This window comes from Thiohalobacter sp. COW1 (assembly GCF_016629505.1).
Classification (GTDB): domain Bacteria; phylum Pseudomonadota; class Gammaproteobacteria; order Thiohalobacterales; family Thiohalobacteraceae; genus Thiohalobacter; species Thiohalobacter thiocyanaticus_A.
Map to the genome: position 1 here is coordinate 1,228,579 of NZ_AP024239.1, position 21,755 is coordinate 1,250,333.

The 21,755-nt window shown below is 66.6% G+C and carries 24 protein-coding genes; 5 read left to right on the top strand and 19 right to left on the bottom strand.

What is annotated here, in order from left to right; translation table 11 throughout:
* Positions 1 to 119: 119 nt before the first annotated feature.
* Together amrB and amrA are read left to right on the top strand one after the other, a co-directional pair.
* Complete coding sequence (amrB, locus tag COW1_RS05705; protein WP_201345668.1) at positions 120 to 905, top strand: AmmeMemoRadiSam system protein B; 786 nt, start codon at positions 120 to 122, stop codon at positions 903 to 905.
* Positions 892 to 1,464 (top strand): AmmeMemoRadiSam system protein A, encoded by a 573-nt coding sequence (gene amrA / locus COW1_RS05710; protein WP_201345669.1) that lies wholly within the window; start codon positions 892 to 894, stop codon positions 1,462 to 1,464. Before amrB ends, amrA begins: the two co-directional genes overlap by 14 nt.
* Before the next feature lie 19 nt (positions 1,465 to 1,483).
* On the opposite strand, the gene COW1_RS05715 is transcribed toward amrA, so the two are convergent.
* The 4 genes from COW1_RS05715 to COW1_RS05730 form a co-directional block, all read right to left on the bottom strand.
* Positions 1,484 to 2,044 carry a carboxymuconolactone decarboxylase family protein gene (locus tag COW1_RS05715; RefSeq protein ID WP_201345670.1) on the bottom strand — a complete coding sequence of 187 codons (561 nt, stop codon included), beginning with the start codon at positions 2,042 to 2,044 and terminating at the stop codon, positions 1,484 to 1,486.
* A 224-nt stretch (positions 2,045 to 2,268) separates the two neighbouring features.
* On the bottom strand, positions 2,269 to 2,856 hold the full coding sequence (locus COW1_RS05720) for a TetR/AcrR family transcriptional regulator (RefSeq protein WP_201345671.1): 588 nt from the start codon (positions 2,854 to 2,856) through the stop codon (positions 2,269 to 2,271).
* 32 nt (positions 2,857 to 2,888) lie between these two features.
* On the bottom strand, positions 2,889 to 3,464 hold the full coding sequence (locus COW1_RS05725; protein ID WP_096366057.1) for a DUF2452 domain-containing protein: 576 nt from the start codon (positions 3,462 to 3,464) through the stop codon (positions 2,889 to 2,891).
* Positions 3,465 to 3,648: 184 nt separating this feature from the next.
* Positions 3,649 to 4,074, bottom strand: a complete 426-nt coding sequence (locus COW1_RS05730; protein ID WP_201345672.1) for a hypothetical protein — start codon at positions 4,072 to 4,074, stop codon at positions 3,649 to 3,651.
* A 91-nt stretch (positions 4,075 to 4,165) separates the two neighbouring features.
* Here COW1_RS05730 and COW1_RS05735 point away from each other — a divergent pair, with 91 nt between their 5' ends.
* The 3 genes from COW1_RS05735 to COW1_RS05745 all read left to right on the top strand — a co-directional run bounded on the left by COW1_RS05735 (position 4,166) and on the right by COW1_RS05745 (position 6,426).
* Complete coding sequence (locus COW1_RS05735; protein WP_201345673.1) at positions 4,166 to 5,509, top strand: flagellar hook-length control protein FliK; 1,344 nt, start codon at positions 4,166 to 4,168, stop codon at positions 5,507 to 5,509.
* A complete protein-coding gene (locus tag COW1_RS05740) occupies positions 5,506 to 5,784 on the top strand; it encodes an EscU/YscU/HrcU family type III secretion system export apparatus switch protein (protein WP_096366054.1) in 279 nt (92 codons plus the stop codon). Before COW1_RS05735 ends, COW1_RS05740 begins: the two co-directional genes overlap by 4 nt.
* Before the next feature lie 156 nt (positions 5,785 to 5,940).
* Complete coding sequence (locus COW1_RS05745; protein WP_157745489.1) at positions 5,941 to 6,426, top strand: DNA polymerase ligase N-terminal domain-containing protein; 486 nt, start codon at positions 5,941 to 5,943, stop codon at positions 6,424 to 6,426.
* Between the two features lie 164 nt (positions 6,427 to 6,590).
* Here COW1_RS05745 and COW1_RS05750 read toward each other — a convergent pair whose 3' ends face one another.
* From COW1_RS05750 to fliR, 15 genes are all read right to left on the bottom strand, one after another.
* Positions 6,591 to 6,995 (bottom strand): DUF2802 domain-containing protein, encoded by a 405-nt coding sequence (locus COW1_RS05750; RefSeq protein WP_096366052.1) that lies wholly within the window; start codon positions 6,993 to 6,995, stop codon positions 6,591 to 6,593.
* Entirely contained in the window at positions 6,992 to 7,171 is a 180-nt protein-coding gene (locus tag COW1_RS05755; RefSeq protein WP_201345674.1) for a hypothetical protein, read from the bottom strand. Before COW1_RS05755 ends, COW1_RS05750 begins: the two co-directional genes overlap by 4 nt.
* Before the next feature lie 276 nt (positions 7,172 to 7,447).
* On the bottom strand, positions 7,448 to 7,924 hold the full coding sequence (locus COW1_RS05760; RefSeq protein ID WP_096366050.1) for a chemotaxis protein CheW: 477 nt from the start codon (positions 7,922 to 7,924) through the stop codon (positions 7,448 to 7,450).
* Between the two features lie 273 nt (positions 7,925 to 8,197).
* Positions 8,198 to 8,944, bottom strand: a complete 747-nt coding sequence (locus COW1_RS05765; RefSeq protein ID WP_157745486.1) for a chemotaxis protein CheW — start codon at positions 8,942 to 8,944, stop codon at positions 8,198 to 8,200.
* Positions 8,941 to 9,765, bottom strand: a complete 825-nt coding sequence (locus tag COW1_RS05770; RefSeq protein ID WP_201345675.1) for a ParA family protein — start codon at positions 9,763 to 9,765, stop codon at positions 8,941 to 8,943. The genes COW1_RS05765 and COW1_RS05770 overlap by 4 nt, the downstream gene beginning before the upstream one ends.
* 162 nt (positions 9,766 to 9,927) lie before the next feature.
* Positions 9,928 to 11,013, bottom strand: coding sequence for a chemotaxis response regulator protein-glutamate methylesterase (locus tag COW1_RS05775; RefSeq protein WP_231971578.1), 1,086 nt, complete (start codon positions 11,011 to 11,013; stop codon positions 9,928 to 9,930).
* A gap of 17 nt (positions 11,014 to 11,030) precedes the next feature.
* Positions 11,031 to 13,136, bottom strand: a complete 2,106-nt coding sequence (locus COW1_RS05780; RefSeq protein WP_201345676.1) for a chemotaxis protein CheA — start codon at positions 13,134 to 13,136, stop codon at positions 11,031 to 11,033.
* Positions 13,137 to 13,176: 40 nt separating this feature from the next.
* Positions 13,177 to 13,932, bottom strand: coding sequence for a protein phosphatase CheZ (locus COW1_RS05785; protein WP_096366046.1), 756 nt, complete (start codon positions 13,930 to 13,932; stop codon positions 13,177 to 13,179).
* A gap of 21 nt (positions 13,933 to 13,953) precedes the next feature.
* Positions 13,954 to 14,346, bottom strand: a complete 393-nt coding sequence (gene cheY, locus COW1_RS05790) for a chemotaxis response regulator CheY (RefSeq protein ID WP_096366045.1) — start codon at positions 14,344 to 14,346, stop codon at positions 13,954 to 13,956.
* Positions 14,347 to 14,604: 258 nt separating this feature from the next.
* Positions 14,605 to 15,333, bottom strand: a complete 729-nt coding sequence (locus COW1_RS05795) for an RNA polymerase sigma factor FliA (protein ID WP_096366044.1) — start codon at positions 15,331 to 15,333, stop codon at positions 14,605 to 14,607.
* The gene (locus COW1_RS05800; RefSeq protein WP_197703026.1) at positions 15,330 to 16,169 is read right to left on the bottom strand and encodes a MinD/ParA family protein; all 840 of its coding nucleotides are present in this window, start codon (positions 16,167 to 16,169) and stop codon (positions 15,330 to 15,332) included. The genes COW1_RS05795 and COW1_RS05800 overlap by 4 nt, the downstream gene beginning before the upstream one ends.
* A 28-nt stretch (positions 16,170 to 16,197) precedes the next feature.
* The gene (gene flhF, locus COW1_RS05805) at positions 16,198 to 17,496 is read right to left on the bottom strand and encodes a flagellar biosynthesis protein FlhF (protein WP_201345677.1); all 1,299 of its coding nucleotides are present in this window, start codon (positions 17,494 to 17,496) and stop codon (positions 16,198 to 16,200) included.
* A 45-nt stretch (positions 17,497 to 17,541) separates the two neighbouring features.
* Positions 17,542 to 19,650, bottom strand: a complete 2,109-nt coding sequence (gene flhA / locus COW1_RS05810) for a flagellar biosynthesis protein FlhA (protein ID WP_201345678.1) — start codon at positions 19,648 to 19,650, stop codon at positions 17,542 to 17,544.
* 174 nt (positions 19,651 to 19,824) lie between these two features.
* Positions 19,825 to 20,967 carry a flagellar biosynthesis protein FlhB gene (gene flhB, locus COW1_RS05815; RefSeq protein WP_096366040.1) on the bottom strand — a complete coding sequence of 381 codons (1,143 nt, stop codon included), beginning with the start codon at positions 20,965 to 20,967 and terminating at the stop codon, positions 19,825 to 19,827.
* Positions 20,967 to 21,752 (bottom strand): flagellar biosynthetic protein FliR, encoded by a 786-nt coding sequence (gene fliR, locus COW1_RS05820; RefSeq protein WP_201345679.1) that lies wholly within the window; start codon positions 21,750 to 21,752, stop codon positions 20,967 to 20,969. Before fliR ends, flhB begins: the two co-directional genes overlap by 1 nt.
* Between the last annotated feature and the right edge of the window lie 3 nt (positions 21,753 to 21,755).

The following is a 21,755-nucleotide window of genomic DNA, read 5'->3' on the forward strand; positions in this document are numbered from 1 at the left end:
TGCGTATCGTTTCTACTATTATTGTAGATGGTGTCCGCGCGAACGGAATGCAACCATGCGCTTTCGCCGGGGCGAATGCGATGATCTGCATCAAACCGGTTGCCGGGGAGGAAATTCCGATGCCCAAGCTCCGAGAACCCGCCGTCGCCGGCATGTTCTATCCCGATGACCCGGCCACGCTGCGCCGGCAGATCCAGACACTGCTGGACGAAGCCGCCGCCACCGGCCCCGCCCCCAAGGCAATCATCGCGCCTCATGCCGGCTATGTGTACTCCGGCCCGGTGGCCGCCAGCGTCTACGGCCGGCTGGCGCCCGTCCGTGACCGCATCCGGCGGGTGGTGCTGCTCGGGCCCTCGCACCGGGTGCCCTTCCAGGGGCTGGCTGCGCCGAGCAGCGAGGCCTTCCGCACGCCGCTGGGTGACATCCCGCTGGATACCGAGGCCATCGCCGGGCTGAGCGGATTTCCCCAGGTACAGATCCGTGACGACGCCCACGCCTGGGAACACAGCCTGGAGGTGCAGCTGCCCTTTCTGCAGACCGTGCTGGGTGAGTTCAAGCTGATCCCGCTGGTGGTGGGGGATGCCGGCTATGCCGAGGTGAGAGAGGTGCTGGACCACCTCTGGGGCGGGGACGAAACCCTGATCGTGATCAGTTCGGACCTCAGCCATTATCACGACTACGACACCGCCCGCGCCCTGGACCGGGCCACCTCGGTCGCCATCGAGGCGCTGGCGCCGGAACGCATCGACTACGACCACGCCTGCGGCCGCACCCCGGTCGGCGGGCTGCTGCTCGCCGCCCGCGCCCGCGGCCTGCACGCCCACACCCTGGACCTGCGCAACTCGGGGGATACCGCCGGACCGCGCAACCAGGTGGTCGGATACGGCGCCTATGCCATCGACTGAATCCCGCTTCAGCGCGGAGCAGCGCCGCGCCCTGATCGACCTGGCCCGGGCCTCCATCCGTCACGGGCTGGATCATGGCCGGCCGCTGCCGGTGGACCCGCAGAGCTTCGATCCTGACCTGCGCGAACCCGGGGCGGCCTTCGTCACCCTGCATCGTGACGCCGCCCTGCGCGGCTGCATCGGCAGCCTGGAGCCGCGCCAGCCGCTGGTCGAGGAAATCAGCCACAACGCCTACGCGGCGGCGTTCCGGGATCCGCGCTTCCCGCCGCTGACCCGGGGTGAATATCCGGACCTGGAAGTGTCCATTTCCGTGCTCGGCCCGAGCGAGCCGCTGGAGTTCAGCCACGAGGCCGACCTGCTGCGCCAGCTGCGGCCGGGCATCGACGGCCTGATTCTGGAGGAGGATGGCCGCCGCGGCACCTTCCTGCCCACGGTCTGGGCCTCCCTGCCGGAACCGGCCGACTTTCTGGCCGAACTCAAGCGCAAGGCCGGACTGCCGGCCGATTACTGGTCGGACCGGCTGCGGATCAGCCGCTACACCACCGAAAGCTTCGGCTGAACCGACGTTGCGCCGCGCCTCAGCCCGTCGCCCGCGCCGGCTCCCACGCCTGGCCCGCGAAGGCCTCATCCAGCGGGGTTGCGGCGATGTGGTTGGTGTAGTTGCTCAACGTCTTGAGTGCAACGATGGTAATTACATCCAGCACCTCCCGCTGCCCATAACCGGCGTCGCGGAAGGCCTCCAACTCCGCCTCCGGTACCCAGCCGCGGTGCGACATGACCGCCAGGGTGAAGCGGCGCAGTGCCTCCAGCTTCGCATCGGGCAGTTCGCCTTGCGCACGCAGGGCTTCCAGCACTGCCGGGTCCATCTTCACCCTCTGCGCCAGCGCCGAGTGCGCCCCGACACAATAGGTACAGCCGTTGTCGGCACTGACCGTGAGCATCACCACCTGCTGCTCCACCGGGTCCAGCCCGGCGTGCTGGAGGATATCGGTAACGGCCGCATAGGCCCGCAGCGCGGCCGGCGACTCGGCCAGCACTCCGAACAGGTTGGGCACGAAACCGTAGGCCTGTTCGGCCTGCTCCAGGATCCCGCGCGAGGCTTCCGGCGCAGTTTGCCTGTCGTGGAGGGTATAGCTCATGACGGATCTCCATGTTGGGTTGCTTCAAGAAAACTCTGATTGATTCCCTTTTGTCATACCGGCGAAGCCGGCATGACGGATTAACCAGGCATGGTCATTCCCGCGCAAGCGGGAATCCATGAACCGTCGAGGCTGCTGGATCACCGCCTGCGCGGTAACTGCAGCCATCGATTCCGGCCCCTGAGTAATATGGACCGTTCAGTCCATATTTGGCGAAAATTTTTTCAGCGCAGTGCCGACAGGGTCACGCCGGCAATGCGCCGGATCGCGGCAGCGCTGGCGCCGGCCTTGGTCAGACTGCGCAGCCCGCTCATGTTGGTGACCAGATAGTCGGCCAGCAGGCCGGCATCCCGCTCGGCGGGGATGTCGCCCTCGGCCTGCGCCCGCTTGACGGCCTGCAGGAAAACCTTGCGAAAGCGTGCGGTTCCGGCCTTGACCCGCGCGGCCACTTCGGCATCGCTCTGCCCGAACTCGCTGGCGGTATTCATAACCAGGCAGCCACGGCGGGCATCCTCGCCCTGCACCTCCCCGGCCACCGAGTCGAGCATGCCGGCAATGAAGTCCCATGCCCGCGGCGCGGCCTCCAGCTGCTGCTGCATACCGCGCGCCAGACTGTCGCGGTAGTGATCGATGCAGCGGCCGAACAACGCATGTTTGCTGCCGAAGGCCTGATAGAAACTGCTTTTGGACAGCCGCATCTCGCGCAGCAGATCCTGCAGCGAGGTGGCTTCATAGCCCTGGCGCCAGAACAGCTGCATCGCCGCCTCCAGGGCGGCGTCGGGATCGAATTCAAGGGGTCTTCCGGCGGGCATGCGAAGAATACTGGACCGATCAGTCCCGTATGTCAATCGCGGGTATCGGCCTCGGGGGCGGCCAGCAGACCGCGGGCCTCGTCGTAGCTCAGACCCTCGATGCCGCTTTTCTGCATGGATACCCGCAGCGAGGCCGCCAGCGCGGAGGCGCACACCCGCTGATAGAAAGGCAGGGATGCATCGAACACCGGCAGGGCCTCATCGACCGTCCCGGCATTCTCCAGCCGCTGTTCGAAGGCCAGCTTCTTCGCCTCGATCAGGCGCAGCAGGGCCGTGTCCTGAGCCGCGGCCGCGTCCAGGGTCAGGGTCCAGGTGATGTCATCCTGCAGGGTGCATTCGCCGATTACCTGCCCGTGGGCGGCGGCCGACCACTCATGCGGGGCCAGCATGGACAACCAGAAACGCTCGCCCTTGCGGTAGAGCCAGTAGCTGTGACCGACCACCGGCCGGAACTTGAAATCGCTTTCCAGCACGAACAGGGAAGTGAACAGTTCACTGGAGATCTGGTCGATGCGTTTGGGCGGCACCGCGATGGCGGCCCGGCTCGCCGCCAGGCTCTCGAGCACCGGCACCAGGCCCTTGCCCTGGGGATTGGGGGTCTTGTCCATGGTTACAGGATTGGGTAGTGGGAAAAATCAAATGCGCCACGGAATACACGGAAAGCACGGAAATCTTATTGTCATTGGGCATGGCGCTTCGCGCCAGCCGATGACAATGCCTGCAGTCAGGGGTTGTCCGTGTATTCCGTGGCGCTCTTTGGCTCTTTATCTTAGCAAGCCGCCCAGCGGCGGCTCAAACCAGCAGCAGTGCCAGTCCGGTCAGCCCGAACATCAGGGCCGCGGTCGCCAGCGGCCGGCGTACGGCCCCGGCCTGTGGATGCACCAGCGGCATGAGGGCCCGACGCTGGCCATTGCGGCGCTCGATGCAGGGCGGATCCAGCCGCCTGGGGTGACGTCCGGCAGTGATGCGCTCATCGGCCGCAGCCCGGGCCGCGGCCAGCCGCCGGCGTCCGGCCTCGCTGTCCGCGTCCCGCATCAGCTCGGGAATCAGTTCAGGATGATCCCCCAGCTGCCGCCAGTGATGGCGGTCGGGGCTGATTTCGTCGGCCTCCCGCAGCCGGCCGAGCAGGATATAACGGCTGATTTCGCCCCCCTGATAGGGGCCCCGCACCTGGCCGGCACGGCGGGTGAACCAGAACTGTTCGGTGGACGCTGTCATCGGGGTAGGCTTACTCTCTGTTCCAGGGCCTGCTCCCCAATTTAGCGGGCCGCCGGCCGATATATTGAGACAGGCTTCAAGGAATCGACTTATGCAACCCACCGGCCCCGGACTCCCGCCCCTGCCCCCGGCCCCGTCGGGAACGAAGGCCGCCGCCACGGCCGCGACCTGGCGGGTCGGCCAGGTGCTGCAGGGCCTGGTGGTGCGCGAATCCAGCCAGGGCCAGACCCCGCTGCAGATCGGACGCCAGCTGGTCCAGGCGCGCACTGGCAACCTGCAACTCAGTCCGGGCCAGCCGCTGCGCCTGGAAGTGGTCAGCCTTAGCCGCGACCTGCCGGTACTGCGCCTGCTCGACACCCTGCGTCAGGACACGGTCAGCCAGGCCCTGCGCCAGGCGCTGCCGGCCCAGCGGCCGCTGCCCCAGGCCCTGACACTGCTGAACCAGCTGGCGGCGCTGCCCGATGCTGCCCGCAGCGCACCGCAACTCTCCCGGCTGGTGCGCAGCGTCCTCCAGCAGCTGCCCGACCCGGGTCGGGTCGGCACCCCCGAGGGCCTGCGCCAGGCCCTGACCAACAACGGCCTGTTCCTGGAAGGCAAACTGGCCCGCGCCGCCGCTCAGGCCGGCAATGCCCGCGCGCCCGCCGGGCAATCGCCACAGCCGGCGCAGACCGCCGTCCAGGGGGATTTCAAGGCCGGTCTGCTGCAGCTGGCCGCCGGGCTGCGCCAGGCCGCCGCCACGACCGGTTCCGCCCGCTCCGCTGCCGCCAGTCCGGCGCCCCCGGCAGCGCCGCTGGCGCCGGGTGCGCCGGCCCTGGCCGCGGCCCTGGCCGCGGCGGCCGGCAAGGCTGCGCCGCTGCCGGCTCTGGACAGCCTGGCATCCCTGCGTCCCGGCATGCCGCCGCGGCCGCAGGCCGGGGTCGACGGCCGCACGCTGCGGCTGGACCTGGCCCAGCTGCTGCAGCGCGGGGGCTTGCTGCAGCAGGTGGAATCGGCCCTGTCACGGGTCAAGCTCAACCAGCTGGCCTCGCTGCCGCAGGAACGCCAGCAGCCACCGGAATGGCTGGTGGAACTGCCGGTGCGCCGTGGCGAGGATGCGATTGATGTCTGGGGCCTGCGCCTGCGCCGCGAGGGCGGCCGCAGCGACAGCGAGACTGCCCGGAACGGCGCCGGCTGGACCGTAATGCTGGCCTTCGACCTGCCCGGACTGGGGCCGGTGCAGGCCCGCGTCAGTCTGAGCGGGGAACGCCAAATCAGCACCCGCTTCCTGAGTGAACAGGGCGAGCCCCTGCGCCGGCTGAGCGAACACCTGCCCCGGCTGCGCGCCCGGCTGGAGCAATCCGGACTGGTGGTACAGGACCTGGACGTCAAGCGCGGCCGTCTGCGCGAACCACCGGCACCGCCACCTCGCGGCCCCATCCTGGACGACCAGGCATGAGCCGGGACGACACCACACCGAAACCGGAACTGGCTGTGGCCCTGCAGTACGACGGGGAGCGGGCGCCGCGGGTCACTGCCAAGGGCACTGGCGAACTGGCCGAGCAGATCATCGCCCTGGCGCGCGAGCATGAGGTGCCGCTGCAGGAGAACGCCCCCATGGTGGAGTTGCTGTCGAAACTGGAACTGGGTGAAGAGATCCCGCCGGCGCTGTATCTGGCCGTGGCCGAGATCATCGCCTTCGCCTATTACATCAGCGGCAAGGCACCCCAATAGTTGTCAGGCAGCGTGCGGGGAAGGCCGCGCTTATCGCGGTCTGCAGGCCGGCGCCTGCATTCACACTGGACAAGGCGGGCAGTGGATGAAAGAATCCGCCCTCTCGCGCATGCCCCGGGCATGCAGCCGCTTGACTCACTGACGGGGGGCCGCCGCATGAGGAACAAGCCGCTCAGGACCGAGCTTTCCCCACAGGCTCCCGCCACCTCCCCCGGCGAGCCGGGCGCCTCCGGTCTGCACCGCTTCATCGTCCAGCGCCATCCCGGCAGTCCCTGGCACTATGACCTGCGGCTGGAGATCGGCGACGTCATGGTCTCCTGGGCCGTGCCCAAAGGGGTGTCCACCGAACCCGACGACCGCCGCCTCGCCATCCAGACCGGAGATCAGCCGCTCGACCAGAGTGTGTTCCGCGGCCCCCTGCCCGCACCGGACACGCCGGACCCCGCAGTACTGGTGTGGGATACCGGCCATTACCGCAACCTGCGCAGCGACGGACGCTCCATGCGCCAGTCGGTGCAGGACGGGCTGGTGCAGATCTGGCTGGAAGGCGGCAAGCTGCAGGGCGGCTATGCGCTCAAGCGCACCTACCGCGGCCGCCATCCGGGCTGGCAGCTGTTCAAGCTGGACGACACGGCGGCCTGAGAGGCAGTCACGTAGGTCGGGTTAGCGAAGCGTAACCCGACAGTGCTGCAGATGATGTCGGGTTACGCCCTATCAGGCTAACCCGACCTACGGAACTGGATTCCGACCTGCGCCGGAATGACGTACAGGCGTTGCTGAACCCGGCAGGAGAGGTATGAGCGAGTTCAGCCGGCGCGGGCCACGCCGTGCAGCATCACGAGCAGATCGGCCTCGCCGCGGGTCAGACCGCACTGGCGGATCAGCGCCTCGGCATCGGCCCCGCCCTGCACCAGCTGGATGGCCTGCTGGTAGGGCCGGTCGCCGCCCGCGCGCATTTCGGTCTGGCTCTGACGCTCGCTCAACCGGCGGACCCGGTTCTCGACCTGCACCAGATGCTCGCCGGCACCGACCGAGGCGCGGGTCAGGGCGGCCAGATCACCCTGCAGCGCGCTCAGGTCGGATTCCCGCCCGGCCAGCCGTTCCTGCAGGGTCTGCAGTTCACGTCGCTGGCGCCGCTGGGCACGGATCAGCCCGATCAGGGAGACCGCCCAGAGCAGCGCGAGAATGCCGATGCCGATTTCGATGTTCATGCGTATTCGTCTATCCGGTGTCCGTCGTCGCCGTCGCGACGCCTGTTCTGTTTGTCCCGCGAACGGTTTGCGTTCTTGTCGCGGCGCTTGCCCGAGCCGTCACGTTCCTTGATCCGCTCGCCGGGCTGCACCCGTTCGAACGGCGACGGAGATGGAAGCCTTCCAATGTCCGCCATCTTCTTTCACCTTAACCTGCATATCTTGCCGGGATCGCGGGAGCAGGCGCAGGATCCGTGTTCGGAGACGCAGCTCTGGAAGGAAAGAGGTAGTCAACACTACCTCTTGACTGAAGAGCAAGTCTACGGGCGCGAAGACAAGCCTGAACCGCGATAGGCCAACGGCGTCCTTCCCCTGTTATCGCTTGTCCTTGGCTCATCACGTCTGACTCCATCCCAGGTTGCACCACTCAGCGCATCAGCCGTTGGCCGCCCGGTGAGATATGCAGGTTTCAATTACAAGGCCATCAGCTCCATCCATTCCTCATCGGTCAGCAGCTTGTTCAGATCGATCAGGATGAGCAGGTTGCCATCGCGGCTGGCAACGCCCTGGATGTACTTGGAGCTCTCGTCATTGCCCACGTTGGGGGCCGAGTCGATTTCGGCGCTGTTCAGATCCATCACCTCGGCCACGGAATCGACCAGGATGCCGACCACCTGGCGCTCGGCCTCGATGATCACGATGCGCGAGGAGTCGTCGGGTTCGCGCGGCGGCAGTCCCAGCCGCAGGCGGGTGTCGATGACGGTGACCACATTGCCGCGCAGGTTGATAATCCCCAGCACATAGTCCGGCGCGCCGGGCACGGGGGCGATCTCAGTCCAGCGCAGGACCTCCTGGACCAGCATCACATTGATGCCATAGACCTCATCCGCCAGGCGGAAGGTCACACACTGGAAATGCTTGTCGTCAACGCTCTGAGCTGCCTGGTTCATGGTTCGCCTCTGATTCGGATTCCCCCGGGCGGGACCGGGGCTGTCAATCTTCAGTCGTCACAATTGACCCATAACTTGAATTTGCAGAAATCGTGCCAGCCACAGCCAACCTTACCTTCAATCACGTCATCCCCGCGCAGGCGGGGATCCAGCAGCCGCGGCGGTTTAAGGGTTCCCGCCTGCGCGGGAATGACGGCAAGGGTGCCCCGGAGCACCCCTGGCGTTCATTTTTTTCCGAGTAATTCCGTGCGTCTTCGTGGCCACACCCCGCAATCAGGCCGTCTCCGGCCCTTCCTCGGTCAGCATGCCCGCCAGGGCATCGGTATCCAGCAGGGCGCACATGTGCTCGATGACGGTTCCGGCCAGCCAGGGCCGCCTGCCGTTCCCGGTCCGCCACTTCACGTCGTCGCGGCTGAGTGTGATCACGTCGCCGACCGCGTCACAGGCCAGGCCCCAGCGGTTGTCGTCGATCATCACCACCTTGCCCAGGCGGCCGCTGTCCGCCGGCGCCAGCTGCGCATACTGCGCCGGCGGCAGGACGATGGCGGCCACGTCGACCAGCCGGGCCCGCAGGCCATGATACTCACGCAGGCCCAGGAACAAGGGACTGTGATTGGGCATTTCGGTCAGGGCCGCATCGTCCCAGGTCGCCACTCCGCTGAGACGGGCCAGCGGCACCGCCAGGGTCAGGCCGGCGACCTGGAACAGCAGACACTGGAACTCGCCCCCGGCCCAGTCGGGGTGCGCCGCTGCAGCGGGTTGCGCTGCGACTTCCGGAACGGGCGCCGGCTCGACCTCCGGCGCGGCCGGTGCGGGTGAAGGTGCGGCCGGCGCAGCGGGAGCCGGCGCCGGCACGGCGCGGGCCTCGGGCTGCGGTTGCGGCTCGGGTGCGGTTTCGACTTCGGGCGCCGGGGTCAGCAGCGCGTTCAGATAGGCCCCGAGCGCGAGTTGCTGGTCGAGCATGACCAGGTTCTCTTCCGCCGTACGGGTCCGGACCCGGCTCTGGGTGGATGGTTTCATGCCCATGCCTGGTCCTGTACCGGGGGATGGGGAACGGCCGCCTCGCCGTCGCGCTGCAGCAGATGATCCAGCAGCCGGACATAGGCGCGGGCGCCGCGGGCGCTGCGCTGGGACAATGACAACGGTTTGCCGGCCTTGCTGGCCTCGCGGAACTGGGTGTCGACCGGTATCACCTCCGACCACAACCGCTCGGGATAACGCTGGCGCAGTACCTCCAGCGCCTCGCCCGAGGCACGGGTGCGGCGGTCGTACATGGTCGGCACGATCAGGTGCGCCGGGCTCTCGCCGCGGGCGCGGGCGATCATCTTGAGGGTATGCAGCATGCGCTCCAGCCCCTTCAGGGCCAGGAACTCGCACTGCACCGGGATGAGCAGCTGATCGCAGGCGGCCAGCGCATTGACCATCAGCACCCCCAGCATGGGCGGACAGTCCATGAACACGTAATCGAAACGCGCGTCCAGGTCCTGCAGGGCGCGGGCGATGACCAGGCCCATGCCCTCCTCCGCGCCGAGCTGCCGGTCCAGGGTGGCCAGGGCGGTCGATGCCGGCAGCAGGGAAAGATTCTCGAACCCGGTCTCGAGCAGCACCTGGTCGTAGCGCGGCTCGGGGCGCTTGTCGGCGCGATCCTTGAACAGGGTGTAGACCGACAACTCGATGCCGTCCGGGTCCTGCCCGAAATAGGTGGTCAGCGAGCCATGCGGGTCCAGATCGATGAGCAATACCCGCTCGCCCTCGCCGGACAGCTGTCCGGCCAGGGTGACGGCGGTGGTGGTCTTGCCCACCCCGCCCTTCTGATTGGCGACGGCCCAGATCTTTTTCATTGCCCTGGTTTCCAGTTGCCGGAATTTCGGAAAACCCGGTTGACGGTCATCCGACCTTTGAATTCTTCCGTCATTCCGGCGCAGGCCGGAATCCATCAACCACTGCGGTATCTGGATCCCGGCCTGCGCCGGGATGACGATGGCGCAAGGTCGACCCTTGCCTTATACAGAACTTGCAAGATGCGGACCGATCTGTCCCAGCGACAGTACCTCGTCGGCCAGGCCGGCATCGGCCACTGCGCCCGGCATGCCGTAGATAACGCAACTCGCCTCGTCCTGGGTCCAGACGCTGGCCCCGCCCTGCTTCAGCGCGCGCGCGCCCTCGCGACCGTCGGCACCCATGCCGGTCAGCACGATCGCCAGCGCCCTGGCGTGAAAGACCCGGGCCACGGATTCGAAGGCCAGGTCCACGCAGGGCCGGTAATGCTGAGCCGGGTCGTCATAGACCCGCAGGCAGACCCGCGGTCCCTGGCTCTCCACTGCCAGCTGCCGGCCGCCCGGGGCGAGATAGGCCACGCCCGGCTGCAGCGCCTCGCCGTCCTCGGCCTCCTTGACCTGGATACTGCACTGCTGGTTCAACCGCTCGGCGAAGGCCGGGGTGAAGCTGGCGGGCATGTGCTGGATCAGCAGCAGCGGCAGCGGAAAACTCGCGGGCAGACGACCCAGCACCTGCTGCAATGCCACCGGCCCGCCGGTCGAACTGCCGATGGCGATCAGCCGGAAGTCGCCCTTGCGCGCCGCAGGCTGCAGCCGCGGCGCGGCCGGCGCCGCCGGGCGGGCGACGGCCGGGCGTGCCGCCGGGGCCTGCTGCATGCGCAGCCCCTCCAGGCCGATGGCCCGCACCCGGTTGCGCAGGGTGCGCTTGGCCTCTTCCTTGTCCCGGGAGAATTCGTCGAAGCGCTTGGGCAGAAAATCCAGCGCACCGGCCTCGAGCGCATTCAGGGTGGCCTGGGCGCCCTCGTAAGTGAGCGAGGAGAACATCAGCACGGCGGTGGGCCGCAGCGCCATGATGCGCCGCACCGCCGTGATGCCGTCCATCACCGGCATCTCGATGTCCATGGTGACCACGTCGGGCTTGAGCGCCAGCACCTGGCGCACGGCCTCCTGGCCGTTGGCGGCAGTGCCGACGACCTCGAGCTTGGCATCCCCCTCCAGGATCTCCACGATGCGGCGGCGGAAGAAACCCGAGTCGTCCACCACCAGGACGCGCAGGCGGGAAGCGGTATTTTCCTTGTTGGCGAGCGACACCCTGTGCCTCCCCGGACTCAGAACCGGCTGGCGTATTTGCGCATCAGACTGGGCACATCCAGGATCAGGGCGATGCGGCCGTCGCCGGTGATGGTCGCACCGGCAAAGCCGGGCATACCGTTGAGCATGGCGGTCAGCGGCTTGATCACCACTTCCTCCTGACCGATGAGTTCATCGACGACAAAACCGACCCGCTGGCTGCCGACGTTGACCAGCACCACATGCCCCTGGCCCTTCTCCTCTTCACTCAGGCTGTAACAGTCCTTGACCAGCCAGGTACGCAGGTAGAACAGCGGGATGGCCTTCTCGCGCATGCGCACCACCAGCTGGCCGTCGACCACGTTGGTCTGCTTGATGTCCAGATCGAAGATCTCGATCACGCTGGCCAACGGCAGGGCGAAGGGCTGGTCGCCCAGCACCACCATCAGGGTCGGCATGATGGCCAGGGTAAGCGGAACCCGGATGCTCAGGCGCGAGCCGCGGCCCAGGCGCGAGTCGATCTCCACGCTGCCGTTGAGCTGGCCGATGCGGGTCTTGACGACGTCCATGCCCACGCCGCGGCCGGAGATATCGGAGATCTCGGTCTTGGTGGAGAAACCGGGGGCGAAGATCAGATTGTAGGCCTCGTGGTCGTCCAGCCGGGCGGCCGCCTCCTCGTCCATCAGGCCCTTCTCCACCGCCTTGCGCCGCAGCGCGTCGGGGTCCATACCCTTGCCGTCGTCCTCGATGGACAGCAGGATGTGGTCACCCTCCTGCTCGGCGGCCAGGATCACGGTGCCGGCGCGAGGCTTGCCGGCGGCCTCGCGCTCCTCTGGCGATTCGATGCCGTGGTCCACGGCGTTGCGCACCAGGTGCACCAGCGGATCGGCCAGGGCCTCGACCAGGTTCTTGTCGAGATCCGTCTCCTCGCCCTGCATCTCCAGATTGATTTCCTTCTCCATGGCCCGGGCCAGGTCGCGCACCACGCGCGGGAAGCGGCCGAACACCTTCTTGATCGGCTGCATGCGGGTCTTCATCACCGAGGTCTGCAGATCGGCGGTGACCACGTCCAGATTGGCCACGGCCTTGCTGATCTCCTCGTTGCTGGCGGCCTTTTCCTGGCCCAGGTTCTGTTTGAGCGTGGCCAGGCGGTTGCGCACCAGCACCAGTTCGCCGACCAGATTCATGATCTCGTCCAGGCGGCGGGTGTCCACGCGCACCGAGGTCTCGGCCTGGGGCGCCGGGGCCTTGGCCGGCGCGGAACGCTCCTCGGCCTTCGCGGCAGGTGCCGGGCGCTCCTGTTTCGCTGCCGGGGCGGCAGCCGCCGGGGCGCTGGCCACGGCGGCATCGCCACCGCCGGCAGGGGCGGCGCCCTGGCCATGCAGCTGATCCAGCAGGGCCTCGAATTCATCGTCGGTAATCAGTTCCCCGCCGCCGGCAGGCGCAGCTTCACCGTCAGCACTGGCGGCAGCCGCAGGGGGCGCAGCCGGTGCCTGGCTTTCGCCCTTGCCCGGCGCGCCTTTGGCGCCGTGCAGCTGGTCCAGCAGGGCCTCGAATTCCTCTTCACTGATCTCGTCGCCGCCGGCGCTCTGCTCACCGGCCGCCTGTTCGGCAGCAGCGGTCGTGTCAGACCCGGCCTCGGAACCGGCACGGGCGGCATCGAGCATGGCCTCGAACTCATCGTCCGCGGCATCGCCCCCGGCATCACTGACGCCGGCCGGGGCTGCGGGCGTCGACGGCGCGGCATCCTCGGACTGGGGCTTGGCATAGGAGTTGAGCAGCGTGACCAGCGCCGGGTCGGCGGCGCCCGGCTCCTCACCGCCCTGGATCTCGGCGAACATGCCGTTGACCACGTCCACGGCCTTGAGCACGGCATCCATCAGGGTGGCGTCGGCGACGCGCTCGCCGTTGCGCAGGATGTTGAACACATCCTCCGAGGTGTGGCAGATGGTGACCAGGTTATCCAGACCGAGGAAACTCGCCCCGCCCTTGATGGTGTGGAAGCTGCGGAACACCGCATTGAGCAGGTCCTTGTCCTGGGGACTGCGCTCGAGCTGGATCAGCTGCTCATTGAGCTGTTCCAGCAGTTCGCCCGCCTCGACCAGGAAGTCCTGGAGTATGTCGTCGTTGGGATCGAGACTCATAGCAATATTCCTTCAGCCTTCCTGTCCTTGCACTGGCGGCTCAAAAGCCCAGGCTGGAGAGCAGTTCATCCACGTCATCCTGGCTGTTGACCACCTCCGTGCCGGCATCCACTCCGGGCACCTGCGGGCCATAGCCCCTGGACATGTCCTTGTCCCTGTCGGCCTCCTCGGGAACGGTGTCCTTGAAATGCTGGCCGGAGATACGGATCAGGTGGACCAGGTTGTCCTCCACCTCGGTGACCAGGTTGATCACCCGGCGGATGATCTGGCCGGTAAGATCCTGGAACCCCTGCGCCATCATTACTTCCGAGAGACTGGCGTTGAGCGTGCCGGCATGGCGATGGGTCAGTTCGAGGAAGCTGTCGATCTCCGGGACCAGGGCGCGAAACTCCTCCAACTCCATATTCTTCTGCCGGAACCGGCTCCACTTGTCATGCAGATCGGTGGCGCGCTGCTGCAGTTCCTCGGCGATCGGCAGGCTCTGATCGACGGCGTTGAGCGTCTTGTGCGCCGATTCCTCGGTCATGCTGATGACGTGATTGAGCCGTTCCTTGGCATCCGGGATGTCGGACTCGGTCAGACTCGCGATGCGCGAGTCGATCTGAAAGTTGTTAAGCGCCTCGTGCAGTTCGCGGGTCAGTTTGCCCAACTCCACGAACAACCCCTCTTCCCGCTTGCGCGACAGGGTATCCAGCAGGTCGTTGACCGCCAGTTCGTTGCCGGCCTCCAGCTCGCTGACCAGTTCGCGGGCCATGGCGATGGTTTCCGGATCGGCCATCATGTTCTGTTCTGTCATTTATATTCCCCGCCGATCTGCTCAGGCCGAAGTACCGAGACGCTCGAAGATCTTCTCGATCTTCTCCTTGAGCGTCACGGCGGTGAAGGGCTTGACGATATAGCCGTTCACGCCGGCCTGGGCGGCCTCGACGATCTGCTCCTTCTTGGCCTCGGCCGTCACCATCAGCACCGGGAGGCTGGCGAGCTTGGGATCGGCGCGCACGGCCTTGAGCAGATCGATGCCGGTCATGCCCGGCATGTTCCAGTCGGTGATCAGGAATTCATAATCGCCCGACTGCAGCATGGGCAGCCCGGTGGTGCCATCGTCCGCCTCGTGGGTATTGTTGTACCCAAGATCCCGAAGCAGGTTCTTGATGATCCGTCGCATCGTGGAAAAATCGTCCACGATCAAGATCTTCATGTTCTTGTCCAACACGACCTCCCGATAGTCGTCCAGTTGCTGCCGGCGGCTGCCGCCGCCGCGGCATTCAGCCCGTTTTCATCCTGTTGGCCATAGCGGCCGGTATGGCGATTTGCTTAGTGACATCGTCATTGCGAGCGCAGCGCGGCAATCTCTTAACGCAGCCTGAGCCGTTTGGAGATTGCCACGCCCCATAGAATCCCTTCGGGCTTCATCATGGGTACCCCACCCTTCGGGTCTGGGCATCGCAATGACGGGCGCGCTGCGCCGTCAACTCTGAACCCACTCACCCATGCGGGCGCGCAGCCGGATCAGGGCCTGGCCGTGGATCTGGCACACGCGCGACTCGGACACCCCCAGCACCTCGCCGATCTCGCGCAGGTTCAGTTCCTCGTCGTAGTACAGCGACATCACCAGGCGCTCGCGCTCCGGCAGGCCGGCGATGGCGTCGGCCAGCGCGCCCTGGAAATCCTCGTGCTGCAGGTTGTCCAGCGGCTCGTTGGGCTGCTCCAGCCCGCGCACTTCCTGCTCGTCGCCGAGCGCGCCCGGGTCCTCGAAACTGAACATGCGCGCGCCGGTCGCGTCCTGCAGGATGCGGTGATACTCGTCCAGACCGATGCCCAGCGCCTGGGCCACCTCGTGATCGCGGGCATCGCGGCCCATGGCGTTCTCGATCTCGCGCACCGCCTCGGCCACCTGGCGCGCCTTGCGATGGACCGAGCGCGGGGTCCAGTCGGTGCGGCGGATCTCGTCGAGCATGGCGCCGCGGATACGGATACCGGCATAGGTCTCGAAGCTCGCGCCCTGCGAGGGGTCATAGTTCTTGGCCGCCTCCAGCAGGCCGATCATGCCGGCCTGGATCAGGTCGTCGGCCTGCACGCTGGGCGGCAGCCGGCTCATCAGGTGATAGGCGATCCGTTTGACCAGGGGCGCATGCTGGGTGACCAGCTCGTCCTGTCCACGTTCCTGTGTTGTTGCGTACATGGCGGCTCCGTTCATGGCAGGACCTCCATCTGTCCACTGCTGGAGGTAATCAATCGTTCCACAAAGAACTCCAGATGGCCGGCCGCCCCGGTCGGGATCGGCCAGTTGTCAGCCTTCTGGGCGAGATTCTTGAAGGCCATCGCGGCGCGCGAACGCGGGTAGGCGTCCACCACCGGCTTCTGGCGCTTGATGGCCTTGCGCAGATAATCGTCGTAGGGCACCGCCCCCATGAACTCGAGGGTGACGTCGAGGTAGCGCTCGGTCACCCGCGAGATCTTGTTGAACAGGTCGCGACCCTCCTGGGCGCTGTGCGCCATGTTGGCCAGCACCCGGAAGCGCTGGGCGCCGTGGTCGCGGTTGAGCACCTTGATCAGGGCATAGGCGTCGGTGATCGAGGCCGGTTCGTCGCACACCACCACGATCACCTCCTGCGAGGCGCGCACGAAGCTGACCACGCTGTCGGCGATGCCGGCGGCGGTATCCACGATCAGGGTATCCAGCGGCTGGCTCAGTTCGCTGAAGGCGCGGATCACGCCGGCATGCTCGGCCGGGCTGAGCTGGGCCATCTGCTGGGTACCGCTGGCCGCCGGCACGATCTGCAGCCCGGCCGGGCCGGGCACGATGACCTCTTCCAGGGTACGGCTGCCGTCGATGACATGGGAAAGATCGTATTCGGGATGCAGCCCGAGCATGACATCGACGTTGGCCAGACCCAGGTCGGCATCCATCAGCATCACGTTCCGGCCGCTGTCCGCCAGGGCCACGGCGAGGTTGACCGAGACATTGGTCTTGCCCACGCCGCCTTTGCCGCTGGTCACCGCAATCACCCGAACCGGTTTGGGCTGAGTCATACTGCGCAGTCCGGCCGCCTGATCCATTCTAGACACGGCCGCTGGCTGCGATAGCGCCGAAACGTTCTGCAAGGGTATCGTCATGGGTTTCCTGTCCGGCTTGTTGTTGGAGGGAAAGCGCACGGTTGACCAGGTTCTGGGCCCGTGCGGGGTGTAGATCCTCGGGCACGCGCTGACCGTCGCCGACATAGGCGAGCGGCAACTGGTGCCCGGCGATAATGGAAATTGCGCCGCCGAGGGCGGCGGCCTCGTCGACCTTGGTCAGGATGCAGCCATCCAGCCGGCCCTGATTGAAGGCGCGCACCGCCTCCTCCAGCACCCCGGCCTGGGTGGTGGCCGACATGACCAGGTAACTGCGGATCGGCAGACCGGCCTCGCGCAGGGTGGTGAACTGCTCGCTCAGGCGCAGATCGCGCTGGCTCATGCCGGCGGTATCGATCAGTACCAGACGCTTGTCGCGCAGGCTCTGCAGGGCGTTGTGCAGTTCGTTGTGATCGCCCGCCACCTGCACCGGTACGCCCAGGATGCGGCCGTAGGTGAACAGCTGCTCATGGGCCCCGATGCGATAGCTGTCGGTGGTCACCAGGGCCACGCTGCGCGGGCCGTGGCGCAGGGCATAGCGGGCGGCCAGCTTGGCCACGGTGGTGGTCTTGCCCACGCCGGTGGAGCCGACCAGGGCGACGATGCCGCCCTGGCTTAGAATGTCGTCGTCGGTCACCGGCAGGCGCTGGGCCAGCAGTGCGAGCGCCCGGCGCCAGCCCTGCTCCGGGTCGGCGGTCTCGCCGGCGGCCTGAGCCAGTTCGGTGCACAGTGCGGACGGCAGGCCCAGCGCACTCAGCCGGCGCAGGATACCGGCCTCGGCCGGGCGCCGGCGGTTAAGTTCGCCCCAGGCCAGGTGCGCCAGCTGATTCTCCAGCAGGCCGCGCATCTCCTGAATCTCGCGCCGCATCTCGATGATGGCCGGATCGTGATCCCATTCGATGTCGGCCAGCGGGTTGCGGGCCTGAGAGCGGGAACCGGCGGTCGCCGGGGCCGGCGGCGCCGGTGCGTCAGCCGGCGCTTGAGCGGGTGCCTCGCTGTAGCGGGCGCGGGCGTCATAGGTTCCGGCCGTCTCGGGTGCCGGGGCGCCAGGTTGTGCCGCAGCGGCCTCGGGCACCGCGTCGGCACCGCCGCCGACCAGCGATTCGTCGTAGTCGATGGCGGCGATGATCTCAATCCCCTGATCCAGCTTGCGGTTGGACAGGATGACGGCATCCGCGCCCAACTCCTCGCGCACCTTGCGGATGGCATGCCGCATGTCCTGAGCGAAGAATCGTTTTATCTTCATGTTGGTGTCCTCACGCCCGCTTTAAGTCTCTGTGCCGAACCGGTATCAGGCCGGTGCCGCCTGCTGCTGCAGTCCCGCCGGGGCCTGGCCCACGGTGGCAACCACCTTGATCTGCTTGTTGTCCGGCACCTCGTCATAGGCCAGCACATGCAGGCCCGGGATGCTGTGCCGGAACAGTCGCGCCAGCCAGTTGCGCACCGGCGGTGCCACCAGCAGCACGGCCGGCTGACCGTTCATCTCCTGCTGCTGGGTCCGGTTGGCCAGGGCCTGGTGCAGGTGTTCTGCCAGTCCCGGCTCGAAGCCGGCGCCCCCTTCCTGGGTGCCCTGAAGGGACTGTAGCAATATCTGTTCCAGCGAAGGATCCAGCGCAATGACTGGAAGTTCATGCTGCAATCCATTGATATGCTGGACGATGGAACGACCCAGGGCGACCCGCACCGACGCTGTCAAATTACCGGCATCCTGGGTCCGGCCGGCATGCTCCGCCAGCGTCTCGGCGATGCTGCGCATGTCACGGATGGGGATGCGCTCCTCGAGCAGGTTCTGCAGCACCTTGACCACCGTGCCCAGCGGCAGGGTATTGGGCACCAGGTCCTCGACCAGCTTGGGCGAGGTCCGGGCCAGGGTGTCGAGCAGCTGCTGCACCTCCTCATGACCGAGCAGTTCGCTGGCATGCTGCTGCAGCAGGCTGCTGAGGTGGGTGGCCACCACGGTGCTGGCGTCGACCACGGTGTAGCCCAGGGTCTGGGCGTTGTCGTGCTGATCCGGGTCGATCCACACCGCCTCCAGACCGAAGGCCGGCTCGGTGGTGGCGGTGCCGGGCACACTGCCGTAGACCTGGCCCGGGTTGATGGCCAGTTCGCGTTCGGGCTGGATATCGCCCTCGCCCACCGGTACGCCGTTGAGCGTAATGCGATAGGCGCTGGGGCCCAGATCCAGGTTGTCGCGGATATGCACGGGCTGGATCAGGAAGCCCAGTTCCTGCGACAGCTTCTTGCGCACGCCCTTGATGCGGTCCATGAGCTGCCCGCCCTGATTGCGATCCACCAGCGGGATCAGGCGATAGCCCACTTCCAGACCGATGATGTCCACCGGGGCGACATCGTCCCAACTCAGGTCGCGCGCCTCTGGCGGCGACTCGGGCTGCTCAGGCGGGGCCTCCTCGACCACCGGCTGGCGCCGGCGCTGGCTCAGCCACCAGGTGGCGGCGCCGCCGATGGCCGCCAGGGTGAGGAAGGCGAAGTTGGGCATGCCCGGGATCAGGCCCAGCAGACCGATCACGGCGGAGGTCACACCCAGCGAGGCCGGATTCTCGAACAGCTGCGAAAGCACCTGGCTGCTCATGTTCTGCGAGCTGTTGACCCGGGTGACGATGATGGCGGTGGCGGTGGACAGCACCAGCGAGGGGATCTGCGCGACCAGGCCGTCGCCGATGGTCAGCAGGGTGTAGTTGCGCATGGCGTCAGCGAAAGCCATGTCGTGCTGGAGCATGCCGATACCCAGGCCGCCGAGGATGTTGATGAACAGGATCAGGATGCCGGCGATGGCATCCCCGCGGACGAACTTGCTGGCACCGTCCATGGAGCCGTAGAAATCGGCCTCGGCGGTGATCTCCTCGCGCTTGTTGCGGGCCTCGTCCTGACTGATCAGGCCGGCATTGAGATCGGCGTCGATGGCCATCTGCTTGCCGGGCATGGCGTCCAGGGTGAAGCGGGCGCTGACTTCGGAGACGCGCCCCGCGCCCTTGGTCACCACCACGAAGTTGATGATCACCAGGATGGCGAACACCACCAGACCGACGGCGTAGTTGCCGCCGATGACGAACTCGCCGAAGGCCTCGATGACCTTGCCGGCGGCATCGGTGCCGGTGTGACCTTCCAGCAGCACCACGCGGGTGGAGGCGATGTTGAGCGCCAGACGCATCAGGGTGGCGATCAGCAGCACTGTGGGAAAGATACCGAAATCCAGCGGCCGCATGGCATAGATGGTGACCATCAGCACGATCAGCGACAGCGAGATGTTGAAGGTGAACAGCATGTCCAGCCCCAGCGGCGGCAGCGGCACCACCACCATGGCCAGCATCAGCACCAGCAGCACCGGCGCGCCCAGGCCGTTGCGGCCCAGTTCCTTCATCGTGTTCAGTACCTGTTCCATTGCGTCTCGCTGCGTCCGGTTTCAGTCGTTGACAGAAGGCTATGCAACCTTCTTACCAATTTGTCCAATCATTCGTCATTGCGAGCGCAGCGTGGCAATCTCGTAATGCACCGTTTGAGGTACGGGATTGCCACGGCGCTGCGCGCCTCGCAATGACGGAATCCACGGCCCCCATCACTCCGCCGGCGGATGGTAATACTCGTCCGGCACCTCGATATCGCCCGGCTTCGGCGGCCGCGCGCCGCCGTAGGCGGTCGCGGTGCGCAGCTGGAACACATAGGCGAGCACCTGGGCGACGGCGTAATACAGCCCGGCCGGGATCTCCCGGTCGAGATCGGTGCTGAAATAGAGCGCACGCGCCAGCGGCGGCGCCTGGAACAGGGCCACGTTGTGCTCCAGCGCGCGCTTGCGGATCTCGGCGGCCACCACTCCGCGGCCCTTGGCCACCACGCGCGGCGCCCGCATGGCCGAATCGTCGTACTTCAGGGCCACGGCGAAATGGGTCGGGTTGGTGATGACCACGTCGGCCTCCGGCACGGCCTCCATCATGCGGCGCGAGGCGATCTCGTACTGGGCCTGCTTGATGCGTCGCTTCACCTCGGGCTTGCCCTCGGTGTCCTTCATCTCGTCCTTGACCTCCTGCCTGGTCATCTTGAGCTGGCGCTTGTGATCCCAGAGCTGGAACGGCACATCGATGGCGGCGACGAAGATCAGCCCCAGGCTGAGAAACAGAAAACACCAGAGCAGGATCTCGCCGCCGTTGGCCATGGCCTGTTTCGGGGTCTGCCGGCCCAGGTAGAGCATCTCGTCGAAAAAGGCGTTGAACAGAATCAGCGCAACCAGGGTGACCAGCAGCAGCTTGCCCACGGCCTTGCCCAGTTCCACCAGGCCCTTGACCCCGAGCAGGCGCTTCATCCCCTTGATGGGATCGAGCTTCTCCAGCTTGGGGGTCATTGCCTCCAGGCTGAAGGACAGGCCGCCCAGGGCGATGGAGGAGGCGATCGCCGCCAGCAGGCTCACCAGCAGAAACGGCAGTACCAGGGTCAGTCCCGTGCCGAGCGCGACCTTCATGGCCTGGAACATGGCCTCGACGTTGAATACGTCGCGCCGTTCGAACGACAGCCCCATGTGCATGAGCTGGGAGAACTGATCGATCATGGTCTCGCCGATGATCAGGAAGGTCAGTGCGCCCAGCATCAGCATGGTCAGGGTATTGAGTTCGCGTGAACGCGGAATCTGGCCCTTGCGGCGGGCATCATCAAGCCGTTTGGTGGTCGGCTCTTCAGTGCGTTCCTGTCCGTTCTCGTTCTCCGCCATCAGTCCGCCCCCAGACTGCCCAGCAGGGTGAAGGCGTCATGCAGCAGCACCTGGAACTGCGGCACCAGGTTGGACAGGGTCAGGTAGATGACCACGAAGCCGAAGGTCAGCGTTACCGGGAAGCCCACGCCGAAGATATTGAGCTGCGGCGCGGCGCGCGAGACCACACCGAAGGCGATGTTGGTCAGCATCAGCGCAATCAACGCCGGCACTGCAATCAACACCCCGCCGGCGAACATCTGTGTGCCCCAGTGGGCCAGGGTCAGGAAGGTGTCGCGCGTCAGACCGTGGGCGGCGATGGGCAACTGGTGGAAACTCTCGGCCAGTACGCTGATCAGGATCAGGTGCCCGTCCAGCACCAGGAACAGCAGCGTGGCCAGGGTGACGTAGTACTGGCCGATCACCGGTACATTCACGCCATTCTGGGGGTCGACCATGGAGGCGAAGCCCAGGCCCATGCTCATGGCGATGGCGTGGCCGCCGATGACCAGGGCCCCGAAGACCAGCTGCAGCATGAATCCCATCACCATGCCGATGGCCAGCTGCTGGGCCGAGATCGCCACCGACTCGGCGCTGAGCGGGTCCACCGCCGGCACCGGCGGGATCACCGGCACCAGGATAGCGGCGATCACCACGGCAGTCAGGATCCGCACCCGCGCCGGCACCAGCCGACCGCCGAACACCGGCATCACCATCAGCATCATGCCGATGCGCATGAAGGGCCACATGAACTCGCCGACCCATCCGGCAATCTGACTGGTGGTGAGGAGCAGCGGCGTAGCCATGGT

Bases quoted from the DNA above. Each gene is read 5' to 3' on its own strand.
- amrB (WP_201345668.1), top strand. From the start codon at position 120: ATGCCCAAGCTCCGAGAACCCGCCGTCGCCGGCATGTTCTATCCCGAT.
- amrA (WP_201345669.1), top strand. From the start codon at position 892: ATGCCATCGACTGAATCCCGCTTCAGCGCGGAGCAGCGCCGCGCCCTG.
- COW1_RS05715 (WP_201345670.1), bottom strand. From the start codon at position 2,044: ATGAGCTATACCCTCCACGACAGGCAAACTGCGCCGGAAGCCTCGCGC.
- COW1_RS05720 (WP_201345671.1), bottom strand. From the start codon at position 2,856: ATGCCCGCCGGAAGACCCCTTGAATTCGATCCCGACGCCGCCCTGGAG.
- COW1_RS05725 (WP_096366057.1), bottom strand. From the start codon at position 3,464: ATGGACAAGACCCCCAATCCCCAGGGCAAGGGCCTGGTGCCGGTGCTC.
- COW1_RS05730 (WP_201345672.1), bottom strand. From the start codon at position 4,074: ATGACAGCGTCCACCGAACAGTTCTGGTTCACCCGCCGTGCCGGCCAG.
- COW1_RS05735 (WP_201345673.1), top strand. From the start codon at position 4,166: ATGCAACCCACCGGCCCCGGACTCCCGCCCCTGCCCCCGGCCCCGTCG.
- COW1_RS05740 (WP_096366054.1), top strand. From the start codon at position 5,506: ATGAGCCGGGACGACACCACACCGAAACCGGAACTGGCTGTGGCCCTG.
- COW1_RS05745 (WP_157745489.1), top strand. From the start codon at position 5,941: ATGAGGAACAAGCCGCTCAGGACCGAGCTTTCCCCACAGGCTCCCGCC.
- COW1_RS05750 (WP_096366052.1), bottom strand. From the start codon at position 6,995: ATGAACATCGAAATCGGCATCGGCATTCTCGCGCTGCTCTGGGCGGTC.
- COW1_RS05755 (WP_201345674.1), bottom strand. From the start codon at position 7,171: ATGGCGGACATTGGAAGGCTTCCATCTCCGTCGCCGTTCGAACGGGTG.
- COW1_RS05760 (WP_096366050.1), bottom strand. From the start codon at position 7,924: ATGAACCAGGCAGCTCAGAGCGTTGACGACAAGCATTTCCAGTGTGTG.
- COW1_RS05765 (WP_157745486.1), bottom strand. From the start codon at position 8,944: ATGAAACCATCCACCCAGAGCCGGGTCCGGACCCGTACGGCGGAAGAG.
- COW1_RS05770 (WP_201345675.1), bottom strand. From the start codon at position 9,765: ATGAAAAAGATCTGGGCCGTCGCCAATCAGAAGGGCGGGGTGGGCAAG.
- COW1_RS05780 (WP_201345676.1), bottom strand. From the start codon at position 13,136: ATGAGTCTCGATCCCAACGACGACATACTCCAGGACTTCCTGGTCGAG.
- COW1_RS05785 (WP_096366046.1), bottom strand. From the start codon at position 13,932: ATGACAGAACAGAACATGATGGCCGATCCGGAAACCATCGCCATGGCC.
- COW1_RS05795 (WP_096366044.1), bottom strand. From the start codon at position 15,333: ATGAACGGAGCCGCCATGTACGCAACAACACAGGAACGTGGACAGGAC.
- COW1_RS05800 (WP_197703026.1), bottom strand. From the start codon at position 16,169: ATGACTCAGCCCAAACCGGTTCGGGTGATTGCGGTGACCAGCGGCAAA.
- flhF (WP_201345677.1), bottom strand. From the start codon at position 17,496: ATGAAGATAAAACGATTCTTCGCTCAGGACATGCGGCATGCCATCCGC.
- flhA (WP_201345678.1), bottom strand. From the start codon at position 19,650: ATGGAACAGGTACTGAACACGATGAAGGAACTGGGCCGCAACGGCCTG.
- flhB (WP_096366040.1), bottom strand. From the start codon at position 20,967: ATGGCGGAGAACGAGAACGGACAGGAACGCACTGAAGAGCCGACCACC.
- fliR (WP_201345679.1), bottom strand. From the start codon at position 21,752: ATGGCTACGCCGCTGCTCCTCACCACCAGTCAGATTGCCGGATGGGTC.